Source organism: Micromonospora humi, assembly GCF_900090105.1.
GTDB classification, from domain to species: domain Bacteria; phylum Actinomycetota; class Actinomycetes; order Mycobacteriales; family Micromonosporaceae; genus Micromonospora; species Micromonospora humi.
This window is the reverse complement of sequence record NZ_FMDM01000008.1, coordinates 265,308-286,986: the sequence shown is the minus strand read 5'-3', so window position 1 is coordinate 286,986 and position 21,679 is coordinate 265,308. Positions and strand designations below refer to the sequence as shown.

Annotated in this window: 20 protein-coding genes; 8 read left to right on the top strand and 12 right to left on the bottom strand. The window is 74.4% G+C overall.

Features of this window, described 5'->3' with window-relative positions; all coding sequences use genetic code 11:
• Positions 1-34 precede the first annotated feature (34 nt).
• Complete coding sequence (locus GA0070213_RS17705; protein ID WP_091065090.1) at positions 35-670, top strand: GGDEF domain-containing protein; 636 nt, start codon at positions 35-37, stop codon at positions 668-670.
• 96 nt (positions 671-766) lie between these two features.
• On the opposite strand, the gene GA0070213_RS17700 is transcribed toward GA0070213_RS17705, so the two are convergent.
• Together GA0070213_RS17700 and GA0070213_RS17695 are read right to left on the bottom strand one after the other, a co-directional pair.
• Complete coding sequence (locus tag GA0070213_RS17700; RefSeq protein ID WP_091065087.1) at positions 767-1,261, bottom strand: type II toxin-antitoxin system PemK/MazF family toxin; 495 nt, start codon at positions 1,259-1,261, stop codon at positions 767-769.
• Positions 1,262-1,309: 48 nt separating this feature from the next.
• Positions 1,310-2,047, bottom strand: a complete 738-nt coding sequence (locus tag GA0070213_RS17695) for a class I SAM-dependent methyltransferase (protein WP_091065084.1) — start codon at positions 2,045-2,047, stop codon at positions 1,310-1,312.
• Positions 2,048-2,148: 101 nt separating this feature from the next.
• Between GA0070213_RS17695 and GA0070213_RS17690 the strand changes: the two genes are divergently transcribed.
• From GA0070213_RS17690 to GA0070213_RS17680, 3 genes are read left to right on the top strand one after another with little or no spacing between them, the layout of a single operon-like run.
• Entirely contained in the window at positions 2,149-2,754 is a 606-nt protein-coding gene (locus GA0070213_RS17690) for a hypothetical protein (protein WP_091065081.1), read from the top strand.
• Between the two features lie 26 nt (positions 2,755-2,780).
• On the top strand, positions 2,781-3,293 hold the full coding sequence (locus GA0070213_RS17685; protein ID WP_091065077.1) for an NUDIX hydrolase: 513 nt from the start codon (positions 2,781-2,783) through the stop codon (positions 3,291-3,293).
• Positions 3,294-3,333: 40 nt separating this feature from the next.
• Positions 3,334-4,551 (top strand): serpin family protein, encoded by a 1,218-nt coding sequence (locus GA0070213_RS17680; RefSeq protein WP_091065073.1) that lies wholly within the window; start codon positions 3,334-3,336, stop codon positions 4,549-4,551.
• On the opposite strand, the gene GA0070213_RS17675 is transcribed toward GA0070213_RS17680, so the two are convergent.
• The 5 genes from GA0070213_RS17675 to GA0070213_RS17655 all read right to left on the bottom strand — a co-directional run bounded on the left by GA0070213_RS17675 (position 4,497) and on the right by GA0070213_RS17655 (position 8,423).
• Entirely contained in the window at positions 4,497-5,054 is a 558-nt protein-coding gene (locus tag GA0070213_RS17675) for a DinB family protein (RefSeq protein WP_091065070.1), read from the bottom strand. The two genes, GA0070213_RS17680 and GA0070213_RS17675, sit on opposite strands and share 55 nt — an antisense overlap.
• A 53-nt stretch (positions 5,055-5,107) precedes the next feature.
• Positions 5,108-6,169, bottom strand: coding sequence for an ABC transporter permease (locus GA0070213_RS17670; protein WP_091065066.1), 1,062 nt, complete (start codon positions 6,167-6,169; stop codon positions 5,108-5,110).
• On the bottom strand, positions 6,166-7,143 hold the full coding sequence (locus GA0070213_RS17665; protein WP_245716440.1) for an ABC transporter ATP-binding protein: 978 nt from the start codon (positions 7,141-7,143) through the stop codon (positions 6,166-6,168). Before GA0070213_RS17665 ends, GA0070213_RS17670 begins: the two co-directional genes overlap by 4 nt.
• Positions 7,140-7,574, bottom strand: coding sequence for a GntR family transcriptional regulator (locus GA0070213_RS17660; protein WP_091065063.1), 435 nt, complete (start codon positions 7,572-7,574; stop codon positions 7,140-7,142). Before GA0070213_RS17660 ends, GA0070213_RS17665 begins: the two co-directional genes overlap by 4 nt.
• 81 nt (positions 7,575-7,655) lie before the next feature.
• Positions 7,656-8,423, bottom strand: a complete 768-nt coding sequence (locus GA0070213_RS17655) for an SDR family NAD(P)-dependent oxidoreductase (RefSeq protein WP_091065059.1) — start codon at positions 8,421-8,423, stop codon at positions 7,656-7,658.
• Positions 8,424-8,477: 54 nt separating this feature from the next.
• Between GA0070213_RS17655 and GA0070213_RS17650 the strand changes: the two genes are divergently transcribed.
• On the top strand, positions 8,478-9,080 hold the full coding sequence (locus tag GA0070213_RS17650) for a TetR/AcrR family transcriptional regulator (RefSeq protein ID WP_091065055.1): 603 nt from the start codon (positions 8,478-8,480) through the stop codon (positions 9,078-9,080).
• A 1-nt stretch (position 9,081) separates the two neighbouring features.
• Here the strand turns inward: GA0070213_RS17650 and GA0070213_RS17645 are convergent, their stop codons facing one another.
• The gene (locus tag GA0070213_RS17645) at positions 9,082-9,807 is read right to left on the bottom strand and encodes a TetR/AcrR family transcriptional regulator C-terminal domain-containing protein (RefSeq protein ID WP_245716439.1); all 726 of its coding nucleotides are present in this window, start codon (positions 9,805-9,807) and stop codon (positions 9,082-9,084) included.
• A 29-nt stretch (positions 9,808-9,836) separates the two neighbouring features.
• Here GA0070213_RS17645 and GA0070213_RS17640 point away from each other — a divergent pair, with 29 nt between their 5' ends.
• Both GA0070213_RS17640 and GA0070213_RS17635 read left to right on the top strand, forming a co-directional pair.
• Positions 9,837-10,961, top strand: coding sequence for an FAD-dependent oxidoreductase (locus GA0070213_RS17640; RefSeq protein WP_091065048.1), 1,125 nt, complete (start codon positions 9,837-9,839; stop codon positions 10,959-10,961).
• A gap of 35 nt (positions 10,962-10,996) precedes the next feature.
• Positions 10,997-11,464 (top strand): hypothetical protein, encoded by a 468-nt coding sequence (locus GA0070213_RS17635; RefSeq protein ID WP_091065044.1) that lies wholly within the window; start codon positions 10,997-10,999, stop codon positions 11,462-11,464.
• 25 nt (positions 11,465-11,489) lie between these two features.
• On the opposite strand, the gene GA0070213_RS17630 is transcribed toward GA0070213_RS17635, so the two are convergent.
• A complete protein-coding gene (locus GA0070213_RS17630) occupies positions 11,490-11,774 on the bottom strand; it encodes a DUF2277 domain-containing protein (protein WP_091065040.1) in 285 nt (94 codons plus the stop codon).
• 255 nt (positions 11,775-12,029) lie between these two features.
• Between GA0070213_RS17630 and GA0070213_RS17625 the strand changes: the two genes are divergently transcribed.
• A complete protein-coding gene (locus tag GA0070213_RS17625) occupies positions 12,030-12,782 on the top strand; it encodes a GNAT family N-acetyltransferase (RefSeq protein ID WP_091065035.1) in 753 nt (250 codons plus the stop codon).
• A 108-nt stretch (positions 12,783-12,890) separates the two neighbouring features.
• On the opposite strand, the gene GA0070213_RS17620 is transcribed toward GA0070213_RS17625, so the two are convergent.
• Genes GA0070213_RS17620 through GA0070213_RS17610 form a run of 3 tightly spaced genes read right to left on the bottom strand, consistent with a single transcriptional unit; the run spans position 12,891 to position 21,678 of the window.
• Positions 12,891-18,377, bottom strand: a complete 5,487-nt coding sequence (locus tag GA0070213_RS17620) for a non-ribosomal peptide synthetase/MFS transporter (protein ID WP_091065031.1) — start codon at positions 18,375-18,377, stop codon at positions 12,891-12,893.
• Positions 18,377-21,493 (bottom strand): non-ribosomal peptide synthetase, encoded by a 3,117-nt coding sequence (locus GA0070213_RS17615; RefSeq protein WP_091065028.1) that lies wholly within the window; start codon positions 21,491-21,493, stop codon positions 18,377-18,379. Before GA0070213_RS17615 ends, GA0070213_RS17620 begins: the two co-directional genes overlap by 1 nt.
• Positions 21,490-21,678 (bottom strand): MbtH family protein, encoded by a 189-nt coding sequence (locus GA0070213_RS17610; protein ID WP_091065024.1) that lies wholly within the window; start codon positions 21,676-21,678, stop codon positions 21,490-21,492. The genes GA0070213_RS17615 and GA0070213_RS17610 overlap by 4 nt, the downstream gene beginning before the upstream one ends.
• Position 21,679 lies beyond the last annotated feature (1 nt).

Here is a 21,679-nt window from a genome sequence, read left to right as displayed (position 1 = left end):
TTCGGTGACCTCAGGGCTGTGGTGAGGAGGGCGCGTGCCGGATCCGATGACCGTCGCCTCCGGCATCTCCGCCGCCGGCGCCCTGGCTTCCGCCTGGCAACTGCGCCGGCGGGCCCTGCGCGCCGAGGCCGAACTCGAACTGCTCCAGGCCGAGCTGGCCGCCGAGCGGCACGCCGCCAGCCACGACCCGCTGACCGGGCTGCCCAACCGCCGCGCCTTCTTCCGGCTGGCCGCCGCCCTGCTCACCGACCCCGCCGGGCAGCCCCTGGTGGCGGTGGTGCTCGACCTGGACGACTTCAAACAGATCAACGACCGCTTCGGGCACGCCGCCGGCGACCAGGTGCTGGTGTGCGTCGCCCAGCGGCTGGCCGCCTTCGCCGGCAACAACCTGGTGGCCCGCCTCGGCGGCGACGAGTTCGCCGGCCTGCTGGCCAGCCCCACCGCCGACCGGCGCTGGATCGAGCACGCCACCCGGCGGCTCTACGAGGCGCTCGCCGCGCCGATTCCGCTGGGCGGTCGCAGCATCCGGGTCACCGCGTCGGTCGGGCTCGCCCCGGTCCACAGCCCCACCCAGCTCACCGACGCGTTGTGCCGCGCCGACGCCGCCATGTACGAGGCGAAGACGCTCGGTGCCGCCCGCGCCCCCCGCCAGCTCGTCGCCGAACACTGACCGCGCCCCGCCAGCTCGTCGCCGAAACACTGACCGCGTCACCGGCGGCGGTGGTCGACCTCGACGGCGCCCGGCGGGTCGGGTCGACCGGCGGCGTCAGCGCCAGCCGTAGCCGGCGCGCAGCGCCTGCCCGACCCGGTCGAACCGGGGGCGGTCGAGCACCGCGCCCTCCCGCCGGATGCTGTCCTCGCGCATGGTGAGCACCCGGTCCAGGCGCACCCAGCTGGGTCGCGCGTCCCGGTCCCACTCCCCCGGGCCGAGCGACAGCCAGTGCCGCTGGCCGTCGCGGTCGCTCTGGCTGGACAGCATCAGTCCGAACAGGGTGCGGCTCTGCCGGCCCACCACCAGCACCGGCCGGTCCTTGCCCTGCCGGGGATCGTCCTCGTACGGCACCCAGGTCCAGACGATCTCACCCGGGTCCGCCTGCCCGTCCGGCTCCGGCGCGTACGACAGCTCCCGGCGCTGCAGCGCGCTGACCTGACGGCGGCGCGCCACCTGGGCCGGGATCGGCCCGCCGGTGCGGGCGGGCGCGGCGGCGCCCCCGGTGATCCGGCCGAGCCGGGACGCCACGTTCCTCAACAGACCTGCCACGGCGGGCAGCCTATCCCGCCGGGTCGCCGGGGCATCCGGTGGCGGTCGTCAGGCCGGACGGCGGGCCAGCACCAACGTGGTGCGCAGGTCCAGCACGACGGTGCCGCCGAAGCCGTCGACCGCGGCGCCGACCGCGGCGCGGACCCGCCGGCGCAGCTCGGGCGGGCGGCGGAGCTGCGGCGAGAACGTGTCGACCAGCCGCAGGTAGGCCGCGGTGTCCAGCGGCACCGCGCGGCGGAACCTCGACAGCCGCAGGTCGGTGAAGCAGCCGCTGTCGGCGATGTCGTCGTGGAACCAGCCGTCCGGGCGGTCGCCCCGGTCGGCGGGGTCGGCGGAGGAGAACGCGGCCCGGATCGCCTCGGCCTGCGCCGCCTCGACGTAGGCGTAACGGTGGCCGAGGACGGCGAGCGTGCCGCCGGGGCGCAACGCGTCGCGGGCGCGCTGGTTGCGGGTGGCCGGGTCGAGCCAGTGCCACGCCATGGCGCAGGCCAGCGCTGCCACGCCACCGGCCGGCGGACTCCACCGCTCGAAGCTGGCCGTCACCACGGCCACGCCCGGGAACCGCCGGGCGAGCACCCGCGCCATCCGGGCGTCCGGCTCGACGCACGTGGTGGCCGCCCCGAGGGTGAGCAGCGCCGTGGTGGCCAGGCCGGTGCCGGCGCCGACCTCGACGAGGGTGTCCGGCGCCCCGCCGTGGTAGGCGCGGATCGCGTCGGCGACCTCGACCGGATAGCCCGGGCGCGCCTCGTGGTAGGTGTCGGCCGTCTCCCCGAACAGTTGCGACATTCCGTCATCCTCCCAGGTTCCGGCGATGTCGGATGCCCGTCACGCGGCGTGCGCGCCCGGCCGGCCGCCCGGCGGCGACGATGAGCGGGGGTGAGGACCGCGTGGACAAGTTCCTGCAGAAAGTGGTCGAGGAACTGCTGAAGAAGCTCCTCACGTGGATCGTCCCGAGGGTGCTGCGCTCGACGCCGCACCCGGCGCCGCCGGACTGCCCGCGCTGCGGCGGGTACGGCGTGGCCCGGTGGGCGCCGGCCCCGGCGACCACCGTGTACGTGCTCGCGCTGCTGACGTTCGCCGGTGGCTTCACCGCGATCGTGCTCGGCGTACCCGTGGTCGTGCTCCTCGTCGCGTTCGGGGTGCGGGACGCCTGGACCGGTGACCTGACGGCGGCGCTGCCCGAGGTGGCCACGCCGCTGATCCTGGTGGCCCCCGTCGCGGTGGCGGTCGCGGGCGCCGCCGGGATGGCCTGGTACCACAGCTTCCCGCCGCGACTCTGCCGGCGCTGCGGCGGTCGATGGCCCCGCCGGGACCGCGCGGAGTACCTGCGGATGGTGCGGTCCGTGATCTTCGCCTGCCGGTGCGGCCAGCGGCTGCGCGCGCCGGGCACCCCGGCCGGCGTGCGGGTGCGCTGCCCTCGCTGCGGCGCCGAACGGGCCGCGCCGATCGTGGACGGCACCCGACGGACCCCGTTCCGCTCCCGGAGGCGGTGACCGCGGCCCCTCCCTACGCTGCGGTCATGGAGTTGCCTCGCGATCTGCCGTTGTTCGAGCGAAGCGCGGTGCGGGTGGTGGTGCTCGACGTCGCCGACCGGATGCTGCTGTTCCACACCCGGGATCCGGAGCACCCCGACCTGGGGGTGTGGTGGGAGCTGCCCGGCGGCGGGCTGGACCCGGGTGAGACGTACCGGGAGGCGGCGGTGCGCGAGCTGCGCGAGGAGACCGGCATCGTGGTCGCGCCGGACGAGATCGGCGCGCCGACCTGGCGGCGGCGGGCCAGCTTCCGGCACCGGCAGCGGCGACATCTGCAGGACGAGGTCGTGGTGCCGGTGCGGCTACCCGGTCCGGGGCCGGAGGTCGACGGGACGAACCGGCTGGACTACGAAGTGGAGGACTACTTCGGGTTCCGCTGGTGGCCGCTGGCCGAGGTGCTCGCCGACCGGCCGCGCTGCTATCCCGGTCGGCTGCCGGAGCTGCTGCCGGCGTTCCTCGCCGGCGAGGAGATCGACGAGCCGTTCGAACTGTGGTCCTGACCGACGTGCCGGGAACCCCGCCAACGGGCAGAGTGGAGCGGTGACTCCTCTCCACGCACCCCTGGCCCACTACGCCGAGCGGCTGCACCGCGCCGCCGGTGACACCCACCACGTCGCCTCGCCGCTGGGCGCCTGGCTGCTGCTGGCGCTGACCGGCCCGGCCGCCACCGGCGAGGCCCGGGCGGCGCTGGCCGAGGCGCTCGGCGTCGATCCGGACGACGCCGCCGCCGCGGCCCGGGCGTTGCTCGCCGCGCCGCACCCGATGGTCGCCGCGGCCACCGCGCTGTGGGAGCGGACCCCGTTCGAGGAGCTGGCCGAGTGGCGAGCCGGTCTGCCCGAGCAGACCGAGCGAGGTCCGCTGCCCGACCAGGCGGCGCTCGACGCGTGGGCCCGGGAGCGCACCGGTGGCCTGATCGAGCGGTTCCCGGTCGACGTCGCGCCGGAGACGCTGCTGATCCTGGCCAACGCGTTGGCCACCCGGGTCTCCTGGGCCGACCCGTTCGAGGTGGCGCCGGCCGCGGGGCTGGGCGCGGACAGCGCCTGGGCGGGACGGCTGCGGCAGGTGCTCCGGACGCCCCCGGTCGGGCACCGGTGCTGGGTGTCCACCACCGAACGGGCCGGCGACGTCGCGGTGCACGTGGCGCCGGCGCGCGTGGGCGACGACGGCGCCGGGATGCTCGTGGTGTCGGTGATCGCCGCGCCGGACGTGTCGCCCGTCGTGGTGCTGGCCGCCGCCCGGGACCTGGCGGTGGCCGCCGCCACCGTTCCGGACGGGCCGGTGCCGGGACGGCGGTCGCTGTTCGACCTGCCGCTGGGCGAGACCCCGTTGTGGACGCTGCGGGAGGAGCCGACCCGGACGTTCGCCCGTGACGGCCGCGAGGAGCGCGCCACCGCCGTGCTGCCGTGCTGGGCGGCGCGCAGCCGGCACGACCTCACGCCGGCCGGGTTCGGCTTCGACGCGGCGGCCCGGGCGTTGGGCGAGTTGCTCGGGCTCGCCGAGCCGCCGTTCGCCGCGGCGCAGTCGGCGGTGGCGAGGTTCGGCCGCTACGGCTTCGAGGCCGCCGCCGTGACCGCGTTCGGGATGGTGGCCGGGCTGCCGCCGGAGGGTGTCGCCCGCGTCGCCGACCTGCGCTTCGCCCACCCGTACGCGGTGGTCGCGGTGGCCACGGACCCGGCGGGTGGCCCCTGGCACGCCCTCCCGGTCTACTCCGCCTGGGTGCGGGACCCGGAGGACGTCCCGGCCGACGAGGTCGGCTGACCCGGGCCGGCGTCGAGGATCTGTTCCCGGAGGATGTCCGCGTGCCCGCAGTGCTGGGCGAGTTCGCGCAGCACGTGCAGGTAGACCCAGCGCAGCGGCAGCGGCCCGAGCCGGTGCCCGCGCAGGACGTCGTCCGGGCCGAGGGACGACGTGGCCCGCCGCGACGCCGCGCAGGCGTCGCGGTGCGCCTGCCGGACGGTGGCGATCGTGTCGCCGTCGTCGAGCACGAAGGAATCCTCCGACCGCTCGGGGATGCCGATCTCGGCACGCGACCGGCCGGTGACGGCCTCGTCGAACCAGACCTTCTCCACGAAGGTCACGTGCTTCACCAGGCCCAGGAGCGTGGTCCGGGAGGCCACCAGCGACCGGCGTGCCTGTTCCTCGGTCAGCCCGTCCAGGCAGCCGTCGAGCGCCGCCCGGTGCTCGTCGAGGAACGCCTCGAACTGGCCGCCGACCGGCAGCGCGACGACCCGGTCGGCGAAGGTGGGTGGAAACGACGGCATGGGCGAAGCATTCCAGACCGTCGCCGCCGAGGGCGTCCGGTCGGCGACCGGGGTCAGCCCGCGCTGAGGTCGGTGCGGCGGACGATCCACCAGACGGTGAGCAGGGCCAGCGCGGCCAGGCCCAGGTAGCCGGAGGCGACGATCAGGTGGAAGTCGGGGATCCGGCTACCCGGCTGGTACTGCACGTGTTGAACAAGATGGTTGTCGAACTCACAGGGCAGCGTGGTGCCGGCGCCGTTGTCGGGCGGGCAGAGGCGTTGCAGTTCGACGCCGGTGAGCTCGCGGCCGGAGGAGTCGAAGGCGCCGGACGGCCCGTCGATGCCGTAGTCGATCATGCCGCCACTCACGACCAGCGCGTTGTCGCGCAACGGACCACGGTCCGGCCCGCCGACCCGCAGGGTCACGGACAGCGGCTCCAGCAGGGTCGGATAGCGCCACTGGACGAGATAGGTCAGGCCGAAGAAGCCCGCGATCACGACGAACACGGCGGGAAGCGTGCGTCGGATCGCGGCGCCGAGCGCGACGCCGACCGCGAACCAGGCGATGCTGATCGCCACCGGCAGCATCCCGGTGTTCAGGAACGGCAGGTAGTCGAAGAGGGTCACCGGGGCGACCAGGGCCGTCGTCCGCTCGAGGTGGTCGCTGACGCCGCCGACGACCGCGGTCACCGCCGCCACGAAGAGGCCGAGCGCGCCGAGCCTGGTCCACAGCCAGCGCGTCGGGGAGACGTCCTGACTCCAGGCCAGCAGCAGCGTCCGCTGCTCGTGCTCGCGGCTGAGCACCGGGACGCCGACGAACAGGCCGATCAGCAGCGGCATGTACTGCACCAGCCGCTCCAGGGCGGCCAGGGTCAGACCCAGCGGCGAGGACCCGCCGAGCCGCCTGCCCTGCGGGGAGTCCTCCGGGCAGAACGTCTCGTGGCACTGGTGCCACAGGTCGGTCAGCTCCATCGACAGGTAGGTCATCACGCCCACCAGGACCGCGGCCAGGACGAGCGTGCTGACCAGGGTCCAGCGGTGCTGGCGCCAGGTCAGCCAGAGCAGGCCGCGCAGCCCCGCGCCGGACCCGGCATCCGCCCGGCGCTTCGCGGGGGCCGCGTCGACGACCGCGTTCATGAGACCGCCTCCAGGTCGCGGGATTCCGTGGCCGACGCCCTGAGGTAGGTCAGGATCAGCTCGTCCAGGGTGAGGGGCTGGGTGGTCCAGCCGGGCGCGACGACGGCGTGCGTGGTGGGCGTCGCCGGCTGCCGCAGCACGAATGTGGACTGGCGGTCGGTGTGCCGCGCCTGGACGACCGCGCCGGGGCCGGGTGGCTGGTCGGCGCGCGGTCCGGTCATGCGTACGTGGCCGTCGAGCAGCTCGTCGACGTCGCCGGTGAGCACGGGCCGGCCCGCGTCGAGCAGCAGCAGATGGTCACCGACGCCGCTGAGCTCGGCGATGATGTGGGTCGACAGCATGACGGTCATGTCGCCGTCGGCGGCCTCCGCCATCAGTTCACCGGTCACCTCGGTACGGGCCACCGGGTCCAGGTTCGCGAGCGGCTCGTCCAGCAGCAGCACCGCCGGTCGGGACCCCAGGGCGACGGCCAGCGCGACCTGCGCCCGCTGCCCGCCGGAGAGCCGGCCGCAGCGCCGGTCCAGCGGAATGTCGAAGCGTTCCAGCCAGGACAGCGCCCGCCGCTGGTCCCACATCCGGTTCGTCGACCTGCCGAAGCGGAGCATGTCCGACACGCTGAAGTCCCGGTAGAGCGGCTTGTCCTGGGCGAGGATCGCGACCCGGCTGCCGGCGGAGGCGCCCCCGTCGCCGGAGCGTCCTCGCACCACCGGCCGACCGTGGACCAGCAGCGAGCCGCGGGTGGCCGCCAACGTGCCGGCGATGATGCTCATCAACGTCGACTTGCCCGCGCCGTTCGCGCCGACCAGCGCGACGATGCGGCCGGCGGGCAGGCGGAAGCTGCACTCCCGTAGCGCCCAGACGCTGCCGTAACGCCGGCTCACGTCGCGCGCCTCCACGGCGACGGGCTGCGCGCTCATGCCGTGCGTGCCGGGCATGCCCGCACGGCCCTCACTCCGCTCGGTGCGCTCGGTCATGCGGCGCCCTCCTTGCCGTGCCCCACGCCCGGTGCCGGCGGGGCGGTTCGTCGGGTGGGGTTCTCCCCGATCACCGAGGCGAGCAACGCCTGGACGTCCTCGTCCTCCAGACCGGCCTCGCGGGCCTGGTCGAGCCACCGGGCCAGGCTGCCGCGCAGGCGGGCCATGACGTGCGGGTCGGCGCCCCCGAGCGTGCCGGTGACGAAGGTGCCCGCACCCTGTCTCGCCTCCACCAGGCCGGACAACTCCAGCTCCCGGTAGGCCTTGAGCACGGTGGTCGGGTTGACCGTGCACGAGGTCACCACGCTGCGCACGGTGGGCAGTTGGTCCCCGGGCCGCAGCGTCCCGATCCGCAGCGCCTCGCGCACCTGGCGCACCAGTTGGGCGTACGCGGGGACGCTGCTGGACCGGTCGACGTGAAAGTTGATCACCTGGTGGCTCCTCATCCGTTCCGGACACCGCAGATTGTTCTGGTTAAGTAGAACACCAGTCAATCGGCGTGACAAGTTCCGTCAGGCGCGGGGACCCAGGAACAGGCCGCCACTGGCGTCGACCACCTGCCCGGTGACCCAGCGCCCGGCGTCCGAGGCGAGGAACGCGACCACGTCGGCGACGTCGTCGGGCCCACCCAGCCGGCCGAGTGCGGTCATCCCGGCGATCGCGTCGGCGAGCCCGGGCGCCTCGAAGACCGGCGAGTTGGTCGCGGTCCGGGTGGCGCCGGGCGCGACCGCGTTCACGGTCACCCCCCGGGCGCCGAGCTGGTTGGCCAGCGTGCGGGTCATCGTCTCGATCGCGCCCTTGGTCATGGCGAACGAGGTCTGGGTGGCGTTGGCCATCCGGGTCGCCACGGAGGAGATCGTGACGATCCGACCGCCGTCCGCGGGAAACAGCGGCAACGCCCGCTCGATGACGAAGTAGGGCGCTCGCACGTTGACCGCGAACAGACGATCGAAGGCGGCCCGGTCGGTCTCGCCGAGCGGGCCGGCGGGAGGCGCCGCCGCGTTGTTGACGAGGATGTCGAGCGGCCGGCCGGCCAGGTGGGCCTCGACGCCCGCGAACAGCGTCCGGACGTCGCCGTCCACGCCCAGCACCGCACGGACGGGGTACGCCGTGCCGCCGGCGCGCACGATCTCGTCGACCGTCGCCGTGGCACCGGCCTCGTCGGTGCCGAAGTGCGCGACGACGGCAGCTCCCCGGGCCGCCAGCCGGATCGCGATCGCCTGCCCGATACCCCGCGACGCGCCGGTCACCAGCGCCGTCCTGCCGACCAGGTCACCCATGGTGTTAGTCGCCCCCAAATTGATAGTTACTACCATCCTGGTAGTGTCTAACACATGGATGGGCGACCCTCAACCCTGCGGGAGCAGCGGCGGGCCGAGACGCAGCGGGTGATCCAGACGCACGCGGTCCGGTTGTTCGTGGAGCGTGGCTACGACGGCACGACCGTGAACGACGTGGCGGAGGCCGCCGGCGTGTCCCCGATGACGGTGTACCGGCACTTCCCGACCAAGGAGGACCTCGTCCTGGTCGACCAGAACGGCCCACTGGTCGCGGACCGGGTCGCCGCGACGCCGGCCGGGCAGCCGCTCGTGCACCGCATCGGCGGCGCGCTCGTCGAGTCGGCGCGGGCGCTGACCGCCGGCGACGACCGGTTCCTGCTGGCCCGGCTGCGACTGATGATCTCGACGCCCGCGCTCCGGGCCCGGCACCTGGACAACCACCACGTGCTTCAACAGGCCATCGTGGACGGGCTCGGCGACGAGGCCGCCGACCCGGACACGGCGTTCCGCGCCGCGGTGGCGGCCAGCGCCTGCCTGGCCGCCATGCACACCGCGCTGGTGCGGTGGGCGACCGAGGACGGGCGCGGCGACCTGCCGGATCTCATCAGCGAGGCGTTCGCCGCGGCCTTCGGCGACGCCGCGCCCCGACCCCGGTAGGTCAGGGTCGGCGGCGGCCGGCGATGCCGTCCAGGACGATCGTCAGGTTGTGGTGGAAGGTCTCCGCGGCGTCGAGGTGGGCGCCGTCGACAACGAGCCGGGCGACCGTGGGATAACGACCCGTGTCGAGCATGCGGGTCAGGTAGGGCCCGAGGGCGGACTGCCAGGCGGCCACGTCGACCCCGGTCGTCCGCGCGGTGCGCCGCTCGGTGACCTCCCGGCGGAGCGCCCCGACGAGGTAGGCGTTGAAGGCGCCCAACGCTCGCTGGAGATCGTCGACGTCGCGTACGCCCGGGGCCTGGACGAGGGCCGCCGCGGTCGCCTCACCCACGGCGAGCGCGTACGGCCCGAGGTGCGGCCGCGCGCCGAGCAGGTCGGCGAACCACTCGTGGTCGAGAGCGGCGTCCCGGGTCGCCCGGGCGAGGGCGCGGGCCGTCGCGCGCCACCCGTCCTGCGGGGCGGTTTCGGCGATCCGGGCGTACACCTCGTCGACCATCAGATCGAGCAGCTCGGATCGGTTGAGCACGTAGTCGTAGAGCCGCATCGGGCCGACGCCGAGAGCTTTGGCGATCTTGCGGAGCGAGAGTCCGTCGAGGCCCTCCGCATCGGCGATCCGGGTCGCGGTGGCGGCGATCGTCGCCCGGGTCAGCGGCACCGGCGTCGCCCGGGGCCGGGGCTCGGGGCGTTCCCAGATCGGCAGGGGTGCGTTACCGTACGGCGTATCCACGAAATACAGCGTACGCTAAGGAGACCACGATGCGCATCGCGATCGTCGGCGGTGGCCCCGGCGGCCTGACGCTGGCTCGGGTCCTGCGCCGGCACGGCCTCCACGCGACGGTCTACGAACGCGAGACCCACCGGACCGCACGCTCACCCGGTGGCTCGCTCGACCTGCACCCGGAGTCCGGGCAGCGGGCCCTGGCCGAGGCCGGCCTCGCGGCACGGTTCCGGTCCGAGGCGCGACCGGAGGGCGAGGAACACCGCATCCTCGATCCGGCCGGACACGTCCTCGTGCACCACCGGCCGCAGCCCGGTTCGTTCTCCGGGCGGCCCGAGATCGACCGTCGGGTCCTGCGCGACCTGCTGCTCGACTCGCTCCCGGACGAGGCGGTGGCGTGGGGTCACCGGCTCGTCGGCGCGACGCCGCGACCCGACGGCGGCTTCCGGCTGGCGTTCCACGGCGGCCGGCACGTCGACTGCGACGTCCTCGTCGGCGCGGACGGCGCCCGCTCGGTCGTCCGACCGCTGCTGACGGACGCGGCGCCGGCTCCCGTGTCCACGATGGTGGAGCTCACCATCGACGACGTCGACCGGCGCCACCCGGAGCTCGCCGACCTGGTCGGCCCCGGCAACCTCTGGTGCGTCGGCGGACGCCGGATCCTGTCCGGGCAACGCCTCGGCGACGGCAGCATCCGGGTCGGGGTCTCGCTGCCGGCGGACGACCGCCCCCTCGACACCTACCGCGACCGGCGCGCCCTGCTCGACGTGTTCGACGGCTGGGCCCCGCACCTCACCGCGCTCATCGAGGCCGGCGACGGCCCGCCCGTCCCGCACCGGATCGCGGCGATGCCCGTCGGCGCCCGCTGGGCGCACCGGCCCGGCATCACGCTCATCGGTGACGCCGCGCACCTCATGCCGCCGGTCGGCGAGGGGGCCAATCAGGCCATGCTCGACGGTGCCGAACTCGCCACCGCGCTCGCCGCCCACGTCGGCGATCCCGACTCGGCGATCCGGGCGTACGAGGAGCCGATGTTCGCCAGGACCCGCGCGGTCGCGGAGATGTGCGACCGGGTGCAGGCGATGATGCTCTCCCCCACCGCCGCCGACGACCTCGTCCGCTTCTTCACCCCCCGGCCCACCGAGTCGGCACCCGCCGACTGACCCCACCCGATGCCGCCGGCTCGATACGATGAGCCATGGACGTCGACGTGCTCCGCTGCCGGTGGCGCCACGACCTCGCCGTTTCGCCGGCCCTCGCCTGGTTGAGCATCCATCTGCTGCTCTACCTCGGTGTCGGCGCGACGACCCTGGCGCTGTGGAATCGGGTGCCCGACCTGAGCCTCGTCGACACGCTCCTCCTGACGCTCCTCGGGGTCATGTTCGTGCTTCTCAACCCTGGCGCGGCGGCCGTGGGCGTCGCGGCCGCCTGCTGCCTGGGCGTGCTGCGCCTGCTTTCCGGCGTCCGGTGGTACTGGTTCCGGGTGGCCGCGGTCCTGCTCTTCGCCGTGCCGTTTCCCCTGGCCCTGCTCGTCGCCGCAGGCCCGGCGACGGCGTTGCCCGTGGCGGCCTTCCAACTGACGGCGGCGCTGCTCGTCGTGCAGCCCCGTGAGCGGCCGGACGCGTGGGCGAGCCGGGACCCGGCCATGGAGGACCACCGGTGGTAGCGGGGAGGTGACGCGCCGGCTCGGCTCAGGCCGTGGCCGGCCTCGGCCCGTAGCGTTCGGCCGCACGTGCCTTGGCCTTCGCGGCCTCGACCTCGCGGTCCCGGGAGGGCGCCTTCGTCACGAGGCTCTCCAGCAGGGTCCGGGTGGCCGCGGTGACCGCGCGCACCGCCTCGTCGAACGCCTCCTCGTTGGCGGCGGACGGGCGGGTCGCGCCGCTCACCTTCCGCACGTACTGAAGGGCGGCGGCCTCGATCTCGTCGGCGGTCGCGGGCGGCTCGAAGTTGTGGAGCACGCGAATGTTCCGGCACATGCCTCCACCATGCCAGCTCGCACCGACCTTTTGCTTGACAGGCCGGCGTGGCCTGCGGCAGTCTTGCCGCCGACCACGCGTTCGGCGTGGCACCACGCATGAGGGAATGACGCCTGTGATCCAGGTAGGCCCAGCGGCCGCCTGAGTGTCGACCGCGCGACGGATGACCGTCGTGCTGTCCGGCCACGGTTCGGCGGTCCGACGCATCGTTCGTCCACCGTCCGCTCCTCCCTGCATCGAGGTTCTACGTTGATCATGGATGCTCGCGTCCAACAATGCGTCGTCGCCACCCTCTCGGCGCGTCCCGCGCCCGTCGAGGTGGGGCCGTTCGTGGTGGGGGTCGACCCGACCACCACCAGCCCACACATCAACTACGCCACGCCGCGCGCCGGCTCGGCCGTCACCGCGGCCGACGTCGCCGCGCTGGTCGCCGCGTTCCGCGCCGTCGGTCGCCGACCCCGCCTGGAGTACGTCGCCAGTTCCGCCCCCGCCCTGGAGGCGCTGCTCACCGACGCCGGGTTCGTCGTGGAGGCCCGGCACACCTACCTGGTCTGCCTGCCCGACACGCTGCGGACCGCACCCACGCCCGCCGACCTCGACCTGATCGAGCCGCGCACCGACGACCAGCGCGCCGCGCTGATCGGCGCGCAGAACGAGGCGTTCGGCGGGGAACCGGAGGCCACCCCGGCCGACGTGGCCCGGCTCCGGCGCCAGCAGGAGGACGGCGCCGTGGCCGTCGCGGCGGTCACCGGATCCGGCGCCTGCGCGGGCGGCGGCGGGGCGGCCCCGCCCGCCGAACGGGTGAGCGAGGTCGCCGGCATCGCCGTCCGCGCGCCGTACCGCCGCCGCGGCCTGGCCGCAGCGATCACCGCCGAGGTGACCCGGCGACTCTTCGCCGCGGGCGCGGAGGTGGCCTGGCTGGAGGCCGGCGGCGAGGACTCCTGGCGGGTGTACCGGCGGGTCGGATACCGCCCCGCCGGTGAACGGCTCTACCTCGCCGCCGACTGACCCCGCCCCGCACCGGTCCGCCGCACCACGCGGTGATCGAGGAGTTCGCGTCGGCCCCGGAGCGGGAACCGACGCGAACTCCTTGATCGACCCGGTGCGGGTGGGGGGTCAGACCGGGACGGCCTCGCGGGTCTCCGCCCTGGCGGCGAGGCGCTTCTCGCGCTCCTGGGCGCCGATCAGGTCGTCCGGCAGGGAGTCCTCGACCTCCAGGTCGAAGCGGCGTAGCAGCCGGATCGCGAAGCCGCCCAGGGTGATCAGGATCAGGATCACCCCGAAGCAGACGTACGCGAAGCCGATGCCGCGGCCCGGACCGGTGCCGATCACCGCGCCCACCGAGCCGGCGAGCGACCCGCCCGGGGCGAGCATCGGCTCGAACACGGCGGTGGCCGCCGGCGCGAGCACCGCGAAGCCGATCGGCAGCGTGGACCAGGCGATGGTCTGGTTCAGGCTGAACACCCGGCCGTGGAAGCGCTGCGGCACCTTCACCTGGACGATCGTCGCGTAGATCGACTGCGCGGTGGTCATCGCCATGGCCAGCCAGCAGAAGCCGACGCAGATCGTCACGATCGACGCGTCCAGGCCGATCAGCACGCAGCCGATCGCGGTGCCCAGGTTGCCGATCAGCACGCCGATCATCCGCCGCTTGCGTGGCCCGCCCCACAGCGACATCAGCACGCCGCCGAGCACCGCGCCCACCGCCTCGGCCAGCGCCACCTGGGCCACCTGGGTCGGACTGCCGAACGACAGCACCAGCGGGGTGGTGAGCACCAGCGCCGGCGCCAGGAAGATGTTGCCCAGCGCGAAGTAGCCGAGCATCAGCCGGAAGCCGCGGTGCCGCCAGGAGTAGCGCAGGCCGTTCGCGATGGCCACCAGCATCCGCTCCCGGGGCCGCCAGCCGAGCAGGTCCGGGAAGCGGACCACGGCCAGGGTGAGCACCGCGACGACGTAGCTGGCCACGTCGACGACCAGGATCCCCTTCAACTCGATCGCGGCGAGCAGCCCGGCGGCGAACGCCGGCATCAGCAACGTGGCCACGCCGGTGGAGAGCTGGGTGATGCCCATGGCGTGCCCGAGGTAGCGCTTCGGCACCAGTTGCGGCACCGCCGACTGGAACGCGATCCGCTGGAACGACCCGGCCACCGAACTGAACGCCACCAGCAGGTAGATGTGCCAGAGCACCAGGTTGTCGGTCCACAGCAGGAGAGCCAGCACCAACTGGATCGAGCCGGCGACGCTGCTGGCCAGCATCATGATCCGGCGTCGGCTGACCCGGTCGACCAGCGCGCCGGCCACCGGCAGCATGAGCACGCCGCAGATCAGCGCCAACGCCCACAGCAGGCCCAGGTCGGCCACCGAGCCGGTGCGGTTGAACAGCCAGATCGGCAACGCGAACGCGGTCAACGCCGATCCGGTGCTGGAGACGAGCTGCCCGACGGTGACCGCCAGGAACCGGCCCATGCTCGGCTTGACCGTGGTGTCCGGCTTGCGGTCCTCGCCGACCCGCAGCGTGTCGTGCACCGCCCAGCCGGCGTCCTCGCCCCGGGCCTCCGGGTCCAACCCGCCGACGTCGCCGGCCACCACCGCCGGGTGCACCCGGGTGACGATCTCGGCCAGCTCCTCGGCGCGGTACTTCAGGAAGAAGTGCCCCGCCTGGTCGAGCACCACCAGGCCGAGCGTGTCGCTGAGGAACTGCCACTCGGCGTACCGCTCGCGGTAGTAGTCGGTGACCGGGTCCTCGGAGCCGACCACCGAGACGATCGGCGCGCGCAGCTTCGTCGCCTGCCGGTCGAGCAGGCCGGTGAAGTACTCCTCCGAGGCGCGGGAGTCGGCCCGCATGTTGCTGATGATCCGGTCCGCCTGCTCCGGGTCCAGCTCGTCGGTGTCCACGCCCATCGACTTGAGCCAGCTCGCGTAGTGCTTGTTGCTGCGCAGCTGCTCCAGCCGGTTGCGGGCGGCGGCGAACGGGCCCTTCGGGCGGGCGAACGGGAACATCGCGCCGATGTAGACGGCGGCGAGGTCCCGGCCGGCCGCCTCGACCTTGCGGGCCACCTCGGCGACGATCGCGCTGCCCACGCCGCAGTGGCCGTAGAGCGCGATCGGCCCCTCCACCCGTTCCACGATCTCGTCGGCGACCCGGGTGGTCAGCTCGTCGAACGGCACCGCGTCCTCGCTCAGGCCCACGTCGTGGCCGGGGATCGCGAGCGACCACAGCCCGTACCCGGCCGGCAGCGCGTCGGCGAGCGGCTGGTAGACGATGGCGCTGCCGCCGCCGTACGGAACACAGACGTAGGTCAGCACCCGCTTGCCGGCCGGGATCGGCTTGGTCAGCTCGTAGAGCAGCCGGCGCGGCCCCTCCTGCGCGGCGTCACCGGAGACGAACGCGGCCAGCTCGCGAATGGTGCGCTGCTGGAACAGGTCCATCACGCCGACCGCCCGGCCGCCCAGCTCCGCCTTGCGGATCTTCGCGACCACCTGGGTGGCGAGCATCGAGTGCCCGCCCAGGTCGAAGAAGTCGTCGTCGATGCCGAGCGTCTCCACGCCGAGCACCTCGGACCAGATCGCCGCCAGGGCCCGCTCGGTGTCGTCGCGCGGCTCGACCAGCGCCACCGACGCCTCGCGGGTCACCACCGGGGCGGGCAGCGCCTTGCGGTCGAGCTTGCCGTTGGGGGTCAGCGGCAACACGTCGAGCGTGACGAACGCGGCCGGCACCATGTACTCCGGCAGCGTGTCCTTCAGCGCCGCCTTCAACGTGGCGTGCTCGGCCGGCCCGACCAGGTAGGCGGTGAGCCGCTTGTCGCCGGGGCTGTCCTCGCGGACGATCACCGTGGCCTCGGTGACGCCCGGCTGCTCGCGCAACGCGCTCTCGATCTCGCCCAGCTCGATCCGCAGGCCACGCAGCTTCACCTGGTGGTCGATCCGGCCGAGGAACTCGATCACCCCCGCGCCGTCCGGCCCGACCACCCAGCGGGCCAGGTCACCGGTGCGGTAGAGGCGGGCGCCCGGCTCGGCCGAGAACGGGTCGGGCACGAACTTCTCGGCGGTCAGCGCCGGCCGGCGGTGGTAGCCGCGGGCCAGCCCGACGCCGCCGATGTGCAGCTCACCGGCGACCCCGACCGGGCACACCGCCCCGGACGGGTCGAGCACGTGCAGCCGCAGGTTGGCGATCGGCGCGCCGATCGGCACCGCGCTCACCTCGGCCAGCCGCGCCGGCTCGCACGCCCAGGAGCTGACGTCGATGGCCGCCTCGGTGGGGCCGTAGAGGTTGTGCAGGCCGCACCAGGGCAGCCGGGCGGTGAAGTCGACCGCCGCGGTCAGCGGCAGCTCCTCACCGGAGCAGATCACCCGGCGCAGCGCGGTGGCCGCCTCCACGCCCTCCTCGGCGAGGAAGACGGTCAGCATCGACGGCACGAAGTGGGTGGTGGTGATCCGCTCGGACACCAGCAGGTCACGCAGGTAACCGGCGTCCTTGTGGCCGCCCGGCTTCGCCAGCACCAGGCGGGCGCCGGTGCGCAGCGGCCAGAAGAACTCCCAGACCGAGACGTCGAAGCTGGCCGGCGTCTTCTGCAGCACCGCGTCGTCGGCGCCGAGCCGGTAGGTCTTCTGCATCCAGTCGAGCCGGTTGACGATGCCCCGGTGGGTGTTCGGCACCCCCTTCGGCCGGCCGGTCGAGCCGGACGTGTAGATGACGTACGCCAGGTGCTCCGGGCCGGCCGACGGCGCCGGGTCGGTGGCCGGCTGGTCCGCCCAGACCGTCGCGTCGTCGAGGTCGAGCACGGTCGCCGAGGTGGCCGGCAGCACGTCGCGCAGGTGCGACTGGACCAGCACCACCGGCGCGTCCGCGTCGGTGACCATGAAGGCGAGCCGGTCCGCCGGGTACTCCGGGTCCAGCGGCAGGTAGGCGCCGCCGGCCTTGAGCACGCCGAGCAGGCCGGCGACCAGCTCCACCGAGCGCTCCGCGCACACCCCGACCAGCGTCTCCGGGCCGACACCGGCCGCGCGCAGCCGGTGCGCGACCCGGTTGGCGTCCGCGTTGAGCTGCGCGTACGTGCGGCTGTGCCCGTCGATGGTGACGGCGACCGCGTCCGGGGTGGCGGCGGCCCGCTGCTCGATCGGGCCGTGCAGCGTCTCGTGGCGGGGGAAGTCCGCCGCCGTGTCGTTCCAGCCGGCCAGCAGCTCCCGCTCGGTGTCGGCCAGCAGCGGCAGCCGGGACACCGGCGTGTCCGGCGCGGCGACGACCGCGTCCAGCAGGGCGGTCCAGCGCCGGGCCATCCGCTCGACGGTGGCCCGGTCGAACAGGTCGGTGTTGAAGACCAGCTTGCCCCAGAGCCCGTCGACGGTCTCCACCGCGTGCAGCTCGAAGTCGAACCGGGTCGCCTGAAGCTCCATCGGGGTCCACTCGAAGGTGACCTCGTCGCTGCGGGACACGCCGCGGAAGCGGCCCATCTCGTAGTTCTGCAGCACGAACATGGTCTGGAAGACCGGGGAGCGGCTGACGTCGCGGGCCAGCCCCAGCTCGTGCACCACCTTGGCGAACGGCACCTCGGCGTGCTCGAAGCCGTCGAGCACGCTGCGGCGGGTGCGGGCCAGCAACTCGGTGAAGGTCGGGTCGCCGGCCAGCTCGGCGCGCAGCGGCAGCATGTTGATGAACATGCCGACGACGTTCTCCAGCTCCGGCGCGGACCGGCCGGCCACCGACGCGCCGACCGCGAAGTCGTCCTGCCCGGCGTGCCGCGCCAGCAGCACCTGGTACGCCGACAGCAGCGTCATGAACAACGTGCCGCCGCTGTCGCGGGTGAGCGCGTTGAGCGCCTCGGTGGCCGCCGGGTCGAGCTGGAACTCGACGAAGTCGCCCCGGTAGGTCTGGGTGGCCGGGCGGGACCGGTCCAGCGGCAGCTCCAGCGGCGTGACGCCGGCGAGGCGCTGCTTCCAGTAGTCCACGTGCGCGCGGGCCTGCGGGCCGTCCAGCTCCCGCGCCTCCCAGGCGGCGAAGTCGCCGTACTGGATCGGCAGGGCGGGCGGCTCGCCGCCCCGGTAGAGCGTGATCAGGTCGCGCAGCAGCACGTCCACCGACCAGCCGTCGCCGACGATGTGGTGCTGACCGAGGAAGAGCACGTGGTCCGAGTCGGACAGGCGGATCAGCAGCGCCCGCAGCAGCGGCCCGTGTGCCAGGTCGAACGGCTCGGCCGCCGCCGCGTCGACCAGGGCCTGCGCGGCAGCCTCGTCGGCCGCCTCCACCACGGTCAGCGGGATGTCGGGCGTCTCGGCGACCACCACTGTGGGGCGGCCGTCGGCGTCCGCCGGGAAGCGGGTGCGCTGCGACTCGTGCCGGGCGCCGAGCGCGGCCAGGGCCGCGCGCAGCGTCTCGACGTCGAGCGGTCCGCGCACCCGCAGCGGCACCGCGATATGGTACGCGGCCTCGCCCGGGGCGAGCTGGTCCATGAACCAGACCCGCTCCTGGGCGTAGGAAAGCGGCACCGGCGCGCCGTCGGGCCGGGGGGTGATCCGGGCCGCGGGGGCGGCCTGGCGGGCGCGCAGTCGCTTGGCGATCAGCGCCTGCCGGGCCGCCTCGCGGGCCGGATCCTTCAGGTCGGTCATCAGTTGGTTCCCTCTTCCGCCGCGAGCAGCGCGGCGACCTCGGTGTCGGAGAGCCCGTCGAGTTCGGCGGCGATCCGCTGTTCGATCTGGGCGGCCAGGTCCGCCACCACGGGGCTGGCGAACAGCGCCCGCATGGGCAGGTCGACGTCCACCTCGGCGCGGATCCGGGCCATCGCCCGCATGCCGCGCAGCGAGTTGCCGCCGAGGGTGAAGAAGTCGTCGAGCGCGCCGACCTTCTCCACCTGGAGGATGTCGGCGTACACCTCGGCGACCAGGCCCTCGGCCTCGGTGCGCGGGGCGACGTAGCTGTCCTCGGCGGGCTCGGTGGCCGCCGGGGCGGGCAGCGCGGCCCGGTCCAGCTTGCCGTTCGGGGTCAACGGCAGCGCGTCCAGCCGGACCAGGGCGGCCGGCACCAGGTGCGCCGGCAGCTCGCGGGCCAGCTCGGCGCGGACCGAGTCCTCGTGGGCCGGGCCGACCAGGTAGCCGACGAGCGTCGGCTCGCCACCGCCGTCGACGCGGACCGCCGCGGCGGCGGCCCGTACGTCCGGGTGGGCCAGCAGCGCGGCCTCCACCTCGCCCAGCTCGATCCGCATGCCGCGCACCTTGACCTGGTCGTCGCGGCGGCCCAGGTAGTCCAGCGTCCCGTCGGGGCGCCGGCGGGCCAGGTCGCCGGTGGCGTACATCCGCGCGCCGGGCGGGCCGTACGGGCAGGGCAGGAACCGCTCGGCGGTCAGGCCGGGGCGGTCGTGGTAGCCGCGGGCGAGTTGGGCGCCGGTGACGTACAGCTCGCCGACCACGCCCGGCGGCACCGGCTGGAACGCGCCGTCGAGCAGCAACGCACCGGTGTTCCAGGTGGGCGTGCCGATCGGCACCGGGCCGGGGGCGACCGGCGCGCCGGGGGCGATCCGGGCCGCCACGCAGCCGACCGTCGCCTCGGTCGGGCCGTACTCGTTGACCACCGCGACCTCGGGGTGCGCGGCCCGCCAGCCGGCGAGCTGCTCCCCGCTCAGCGCCTCGCCGCCGATCACCAGGTCGGTGGTGGGCGACAGCTCGCCGTCGAGCAGCGGCAGGTGGCTCGGGGTGACCTTGAGGAAGGACGGCCGGCCACCGGCCCGGGCGGCCGGCGAGTCGATCGCGGCCAGCCGCACCGTGCCGCCGGCGGTGAGCGTGCCGAGCAGGCCGGTGACGGTGAGGTCGAACGAGACCGGCGAGTGCAGCAGCGCGACGCCGGCCAGCCCCGGGTAGGTCGCCCGGGCCCAGGCCAGGTAGGCGGTCACCGCCCGGTGCTCGACCACCACGCCCTTCGGGCGGCCGGTGGACCCGGAGGTGTGCAGCACGTACGCCGGATGCCCGGGGCGCAGCGGGGCGGACCGGTCGGCGTCGGTCAGGTCGTCGCCGGGCTGGTCCGCGCCGACCTCACCGTCGAGCACCAGCGTGTCGCCGGCGGCGGACGCGGCGGTGTCGGGCGTGGCCACCACCAGCGCCGGGGTGGCGTCCGACAGCAGGTAGGCGATCCGACCGGCCGGGTAGGCGGGGTCCACCGGCACGTACGCGGCGCCGGACTTCAGCACCGCGAGCATCGCCACCACCAGCTCGCAGGAACGGGGCAGCAGCAGCGCGACCCGGGTCTCCGGGCCGGCGCCACGGGCCACCAGCAACCGGGCCAGCCGGTTGGCCGCGGTGTTCAGCTCGGCGTAGCTGAGCGTGACACCGTCGCAGACCAGCGCCGCGGTCTCCGGGGTGGCGGCGGCCTGCCGCTGCACCTCGTCGACCACCGTGGTCACCGGCACGTCGCGTGCGGTGTCGCCGCCCAGGACCAGGTCCCGCTCGTCGTCGGTGAGCAGCGGCAACGCGCCGACCGTACGCTCCGGCTCGGCCACCGCGGCGGCGAGCAGCCGCACGTAGCGCCGTACCACCGCCGCCGCGCTCCCCCGGTCGAACAACGCGCTCCGGTAGACCAGCCGGGACTCCCCGGTGGTGATGTCGAACGCCAGGTCGTCCTTGGTGGTGCCCAGCTCCACCGGGTCGAGGCCGGAGTCCGGGATCCAGTTCAGCGCGGTCTGGAAGACCGGCTGCACCGACGGGTCGCGCTGCGGGTCGACCGCCTCGACGATCTTCTGGAACGGGGTCTGCCCGTGCTCCATCGCGTCGATCAGGCCGTTGCGCACCCGGCCGAGCAGTTCGGCGAAGGTCGGGTCGCCGGAGACGTCGCAGCGCAGCGCCACCGGGTTGACGAACATGCCGATCAGCGGGGCCAGCTCGGGGTTGTCGCGGCCGGCGGTGGAGACGCCGACCACCACGTCGGTGTCGCCGGAGATCCGCGACAGCAGCGCCGCGAAACCGGCCAGCAGCACCATGTACGGGGTGGCCTGCGCGCCGACCGCCAGCGCGCCGACCCGGTCGAGCAGCCCGTCGGGCAGCGTGAAGCGCACCTCGTCGCCGGCGAAGCCGAGCTGGGCCGGGCGGGGCCGGTCCAGCGGCAGGCCGGTGACCGCCGGCGCGCCGGCCAGGTGACCGGTCCAGAACGCGAGCTGCCGCGTCAGCTCGTCGCCGGTGAGCTGCTCGCGCTGCCAGACCGCGAAGTCGGCGTACTGGATCGGCAGCTCGGGCACGGCGGGCTCGGCGCCGGTGCGCGCGGCCTCGCAGATCGCGGCGAGTTCGGCGTGGAACAGCACCGCGGAGTGGCTGTCGAAGACGGCGTGGTGCGCCACGAACGCCAGCGCCCAGGCGTCCTCGAGGCGGATCAGCCGGGCCCGCCACAGCGGCGCCGCGTCCAGCGAGATCGGGGTGCGGGCCAGCTCGCCGCGCAGCCGCTCGAACTCGGCCAGCCGCTCGCCGGCGGGCAGGTGGCTCAGGTCCACGGTGGGCAGCGGGGTCGGCTCGTGGGCGCGCACCACCTGCACCAGCGCGCCGTCGTCGACGCGCAGGTGGGTCCGGAGCGCCTCGTGCCGGGCCACGATCCGGTTGACCACGTCGCTCGCCGTCCCGGCGTCCACGCCGGCCGGGAAGGCCCACGGGACGGAGACGTTGAACACCGGCGAGCCGGCGTCGAGCTGGTTGGCCATCCACACCCGCTCCTGGGCGTACGAGGCCGGGAAGGTCCACTCCCGCGTCATGAGATTCCCTCGCGCACCGAGCGGGGACGCATGTCGGTCCAGACCTCGTCCACGTGGGCCAGGCACTCCTCGCGGCTGCCGGCGAAGCCGGTGTCGTGCCAGCCGGCGGGCAGCTCCCGGTCGGCCGACCAGATCGAGTACTGCTCCTCGTCGTTGCGGACGACCAGGAATCGGGGTTCGGCCATG

What these genes read in the sequence shown, in the direction of transcription:
- GA0070213_RS17695 (WP_091065084.1), bottom strand. Translation starts at nt 2,047, where the DNA reads ATGTCGCAACTGTTCGGGGAGACGGCCGACACCTACCACGAGGCGCGC.
- GA0070213_RS17685 (WP_091065077.1), top strand. Translation starts at nt 2,781, where the DNA reads ATGGAGTTGCCTCGCGATCTGCCGTTGTTCGAGCGAAGCGCGGTGCGG.
- GA0070213_RS17675 (WP_091065070.1), bottom strand. Translation starts at nt 5,054, where the DNA reads ATGCCGTCGTTTCCACCCACCTTCGCCGACCGGGTCGTCGCGCTGCCG.
- GA0070213_RS17670 (WP_091065066.1), bottom strand. Translation starts at nt 6,169, where the DNA reads ATGAACGCGGTCGTCGACGCGGCCCCCGCGAAGCGCCGGGCGGATGCC.
- GA0070213_RS17665 (WP_245716440.1), bottom strand. Translation starts at nt 7,143, where the DNA reads ATGACCGAGCGCACCGAGCGGAGTGAGGGCCGTGCGGGCATGCCCGGC.
- GA0070213_RS17655 (WP_091065059.1), bottom strand. Translation starts at nt 8,423, where the DNA reads ATGGGTGACCTGGTCGGCAGGACGGCGCTGGTGACCGGCGCGTCGCGG.
- GA0070213_RS17650 (WP_091065055.1), top strand. Translation starts at nt 8,478, where the DNA reads ATGGATGGGCGACCCTCAACCCTGCGGGAGCAGCGGCGGGCCGAGACG.
- GA0070213_RS17640 (WP_091065048.1), top strand. Translation starts at nt 9,837, where the DNA reads ATGCGCATCGCGATCGTCGGCGGTGGCCCCGGCGGCCTGACGCTGGCT.
- GA0070213_RS17635 (WP_091065044.1), top strand. Translation starts at nt 10,997, where the DNA reads ATGGACGTCGACGTGCTCCGCTGCCGGTGGCGCCACGACCTCGCCGTT.
- GA0070213_RS17630 (WP_091065040.1), bottom strand. Translation starts at nt 11,774, where the DNA reads ATGTGCCGGAACATTCGCGTGCTCCACAACTTCGAGCCGCCCGCGACC.
- GA0070213_RS17625 (WP_091065035.1), top strand. Translation starts at nt 12,030, where the DNA reads ATGGATGCTCGCGTCCAACAATGCGTCGTCGCCACCCTCTCGGCGCGT.
- GA0070213_RS17620 (WP_091065031.1), bottom strand. Translation starts at nt 18,377, where the DNA reads ATGACCGACCTGAAGGATCCGGCCCGCGAGGCGGCCCGGCAGGCGCTG.
- GA0070213_RS17615 (WP_091065028.1), bottom strand. Translation starts at nt 21,493, where the DNA reads ATGACGCGGGAGTGGACCTTCCCGGCCTCGTACGCCCAGGAGCGGGTG.
- GA0070213_RS17610 (WP_091065024.1), bottom strand. Translation starts at nt 21,678, where the DNA reads ATGGCCGAACCCCGATTCCTGGTCGTCCGCAACGACGAGGAGCAGTAC.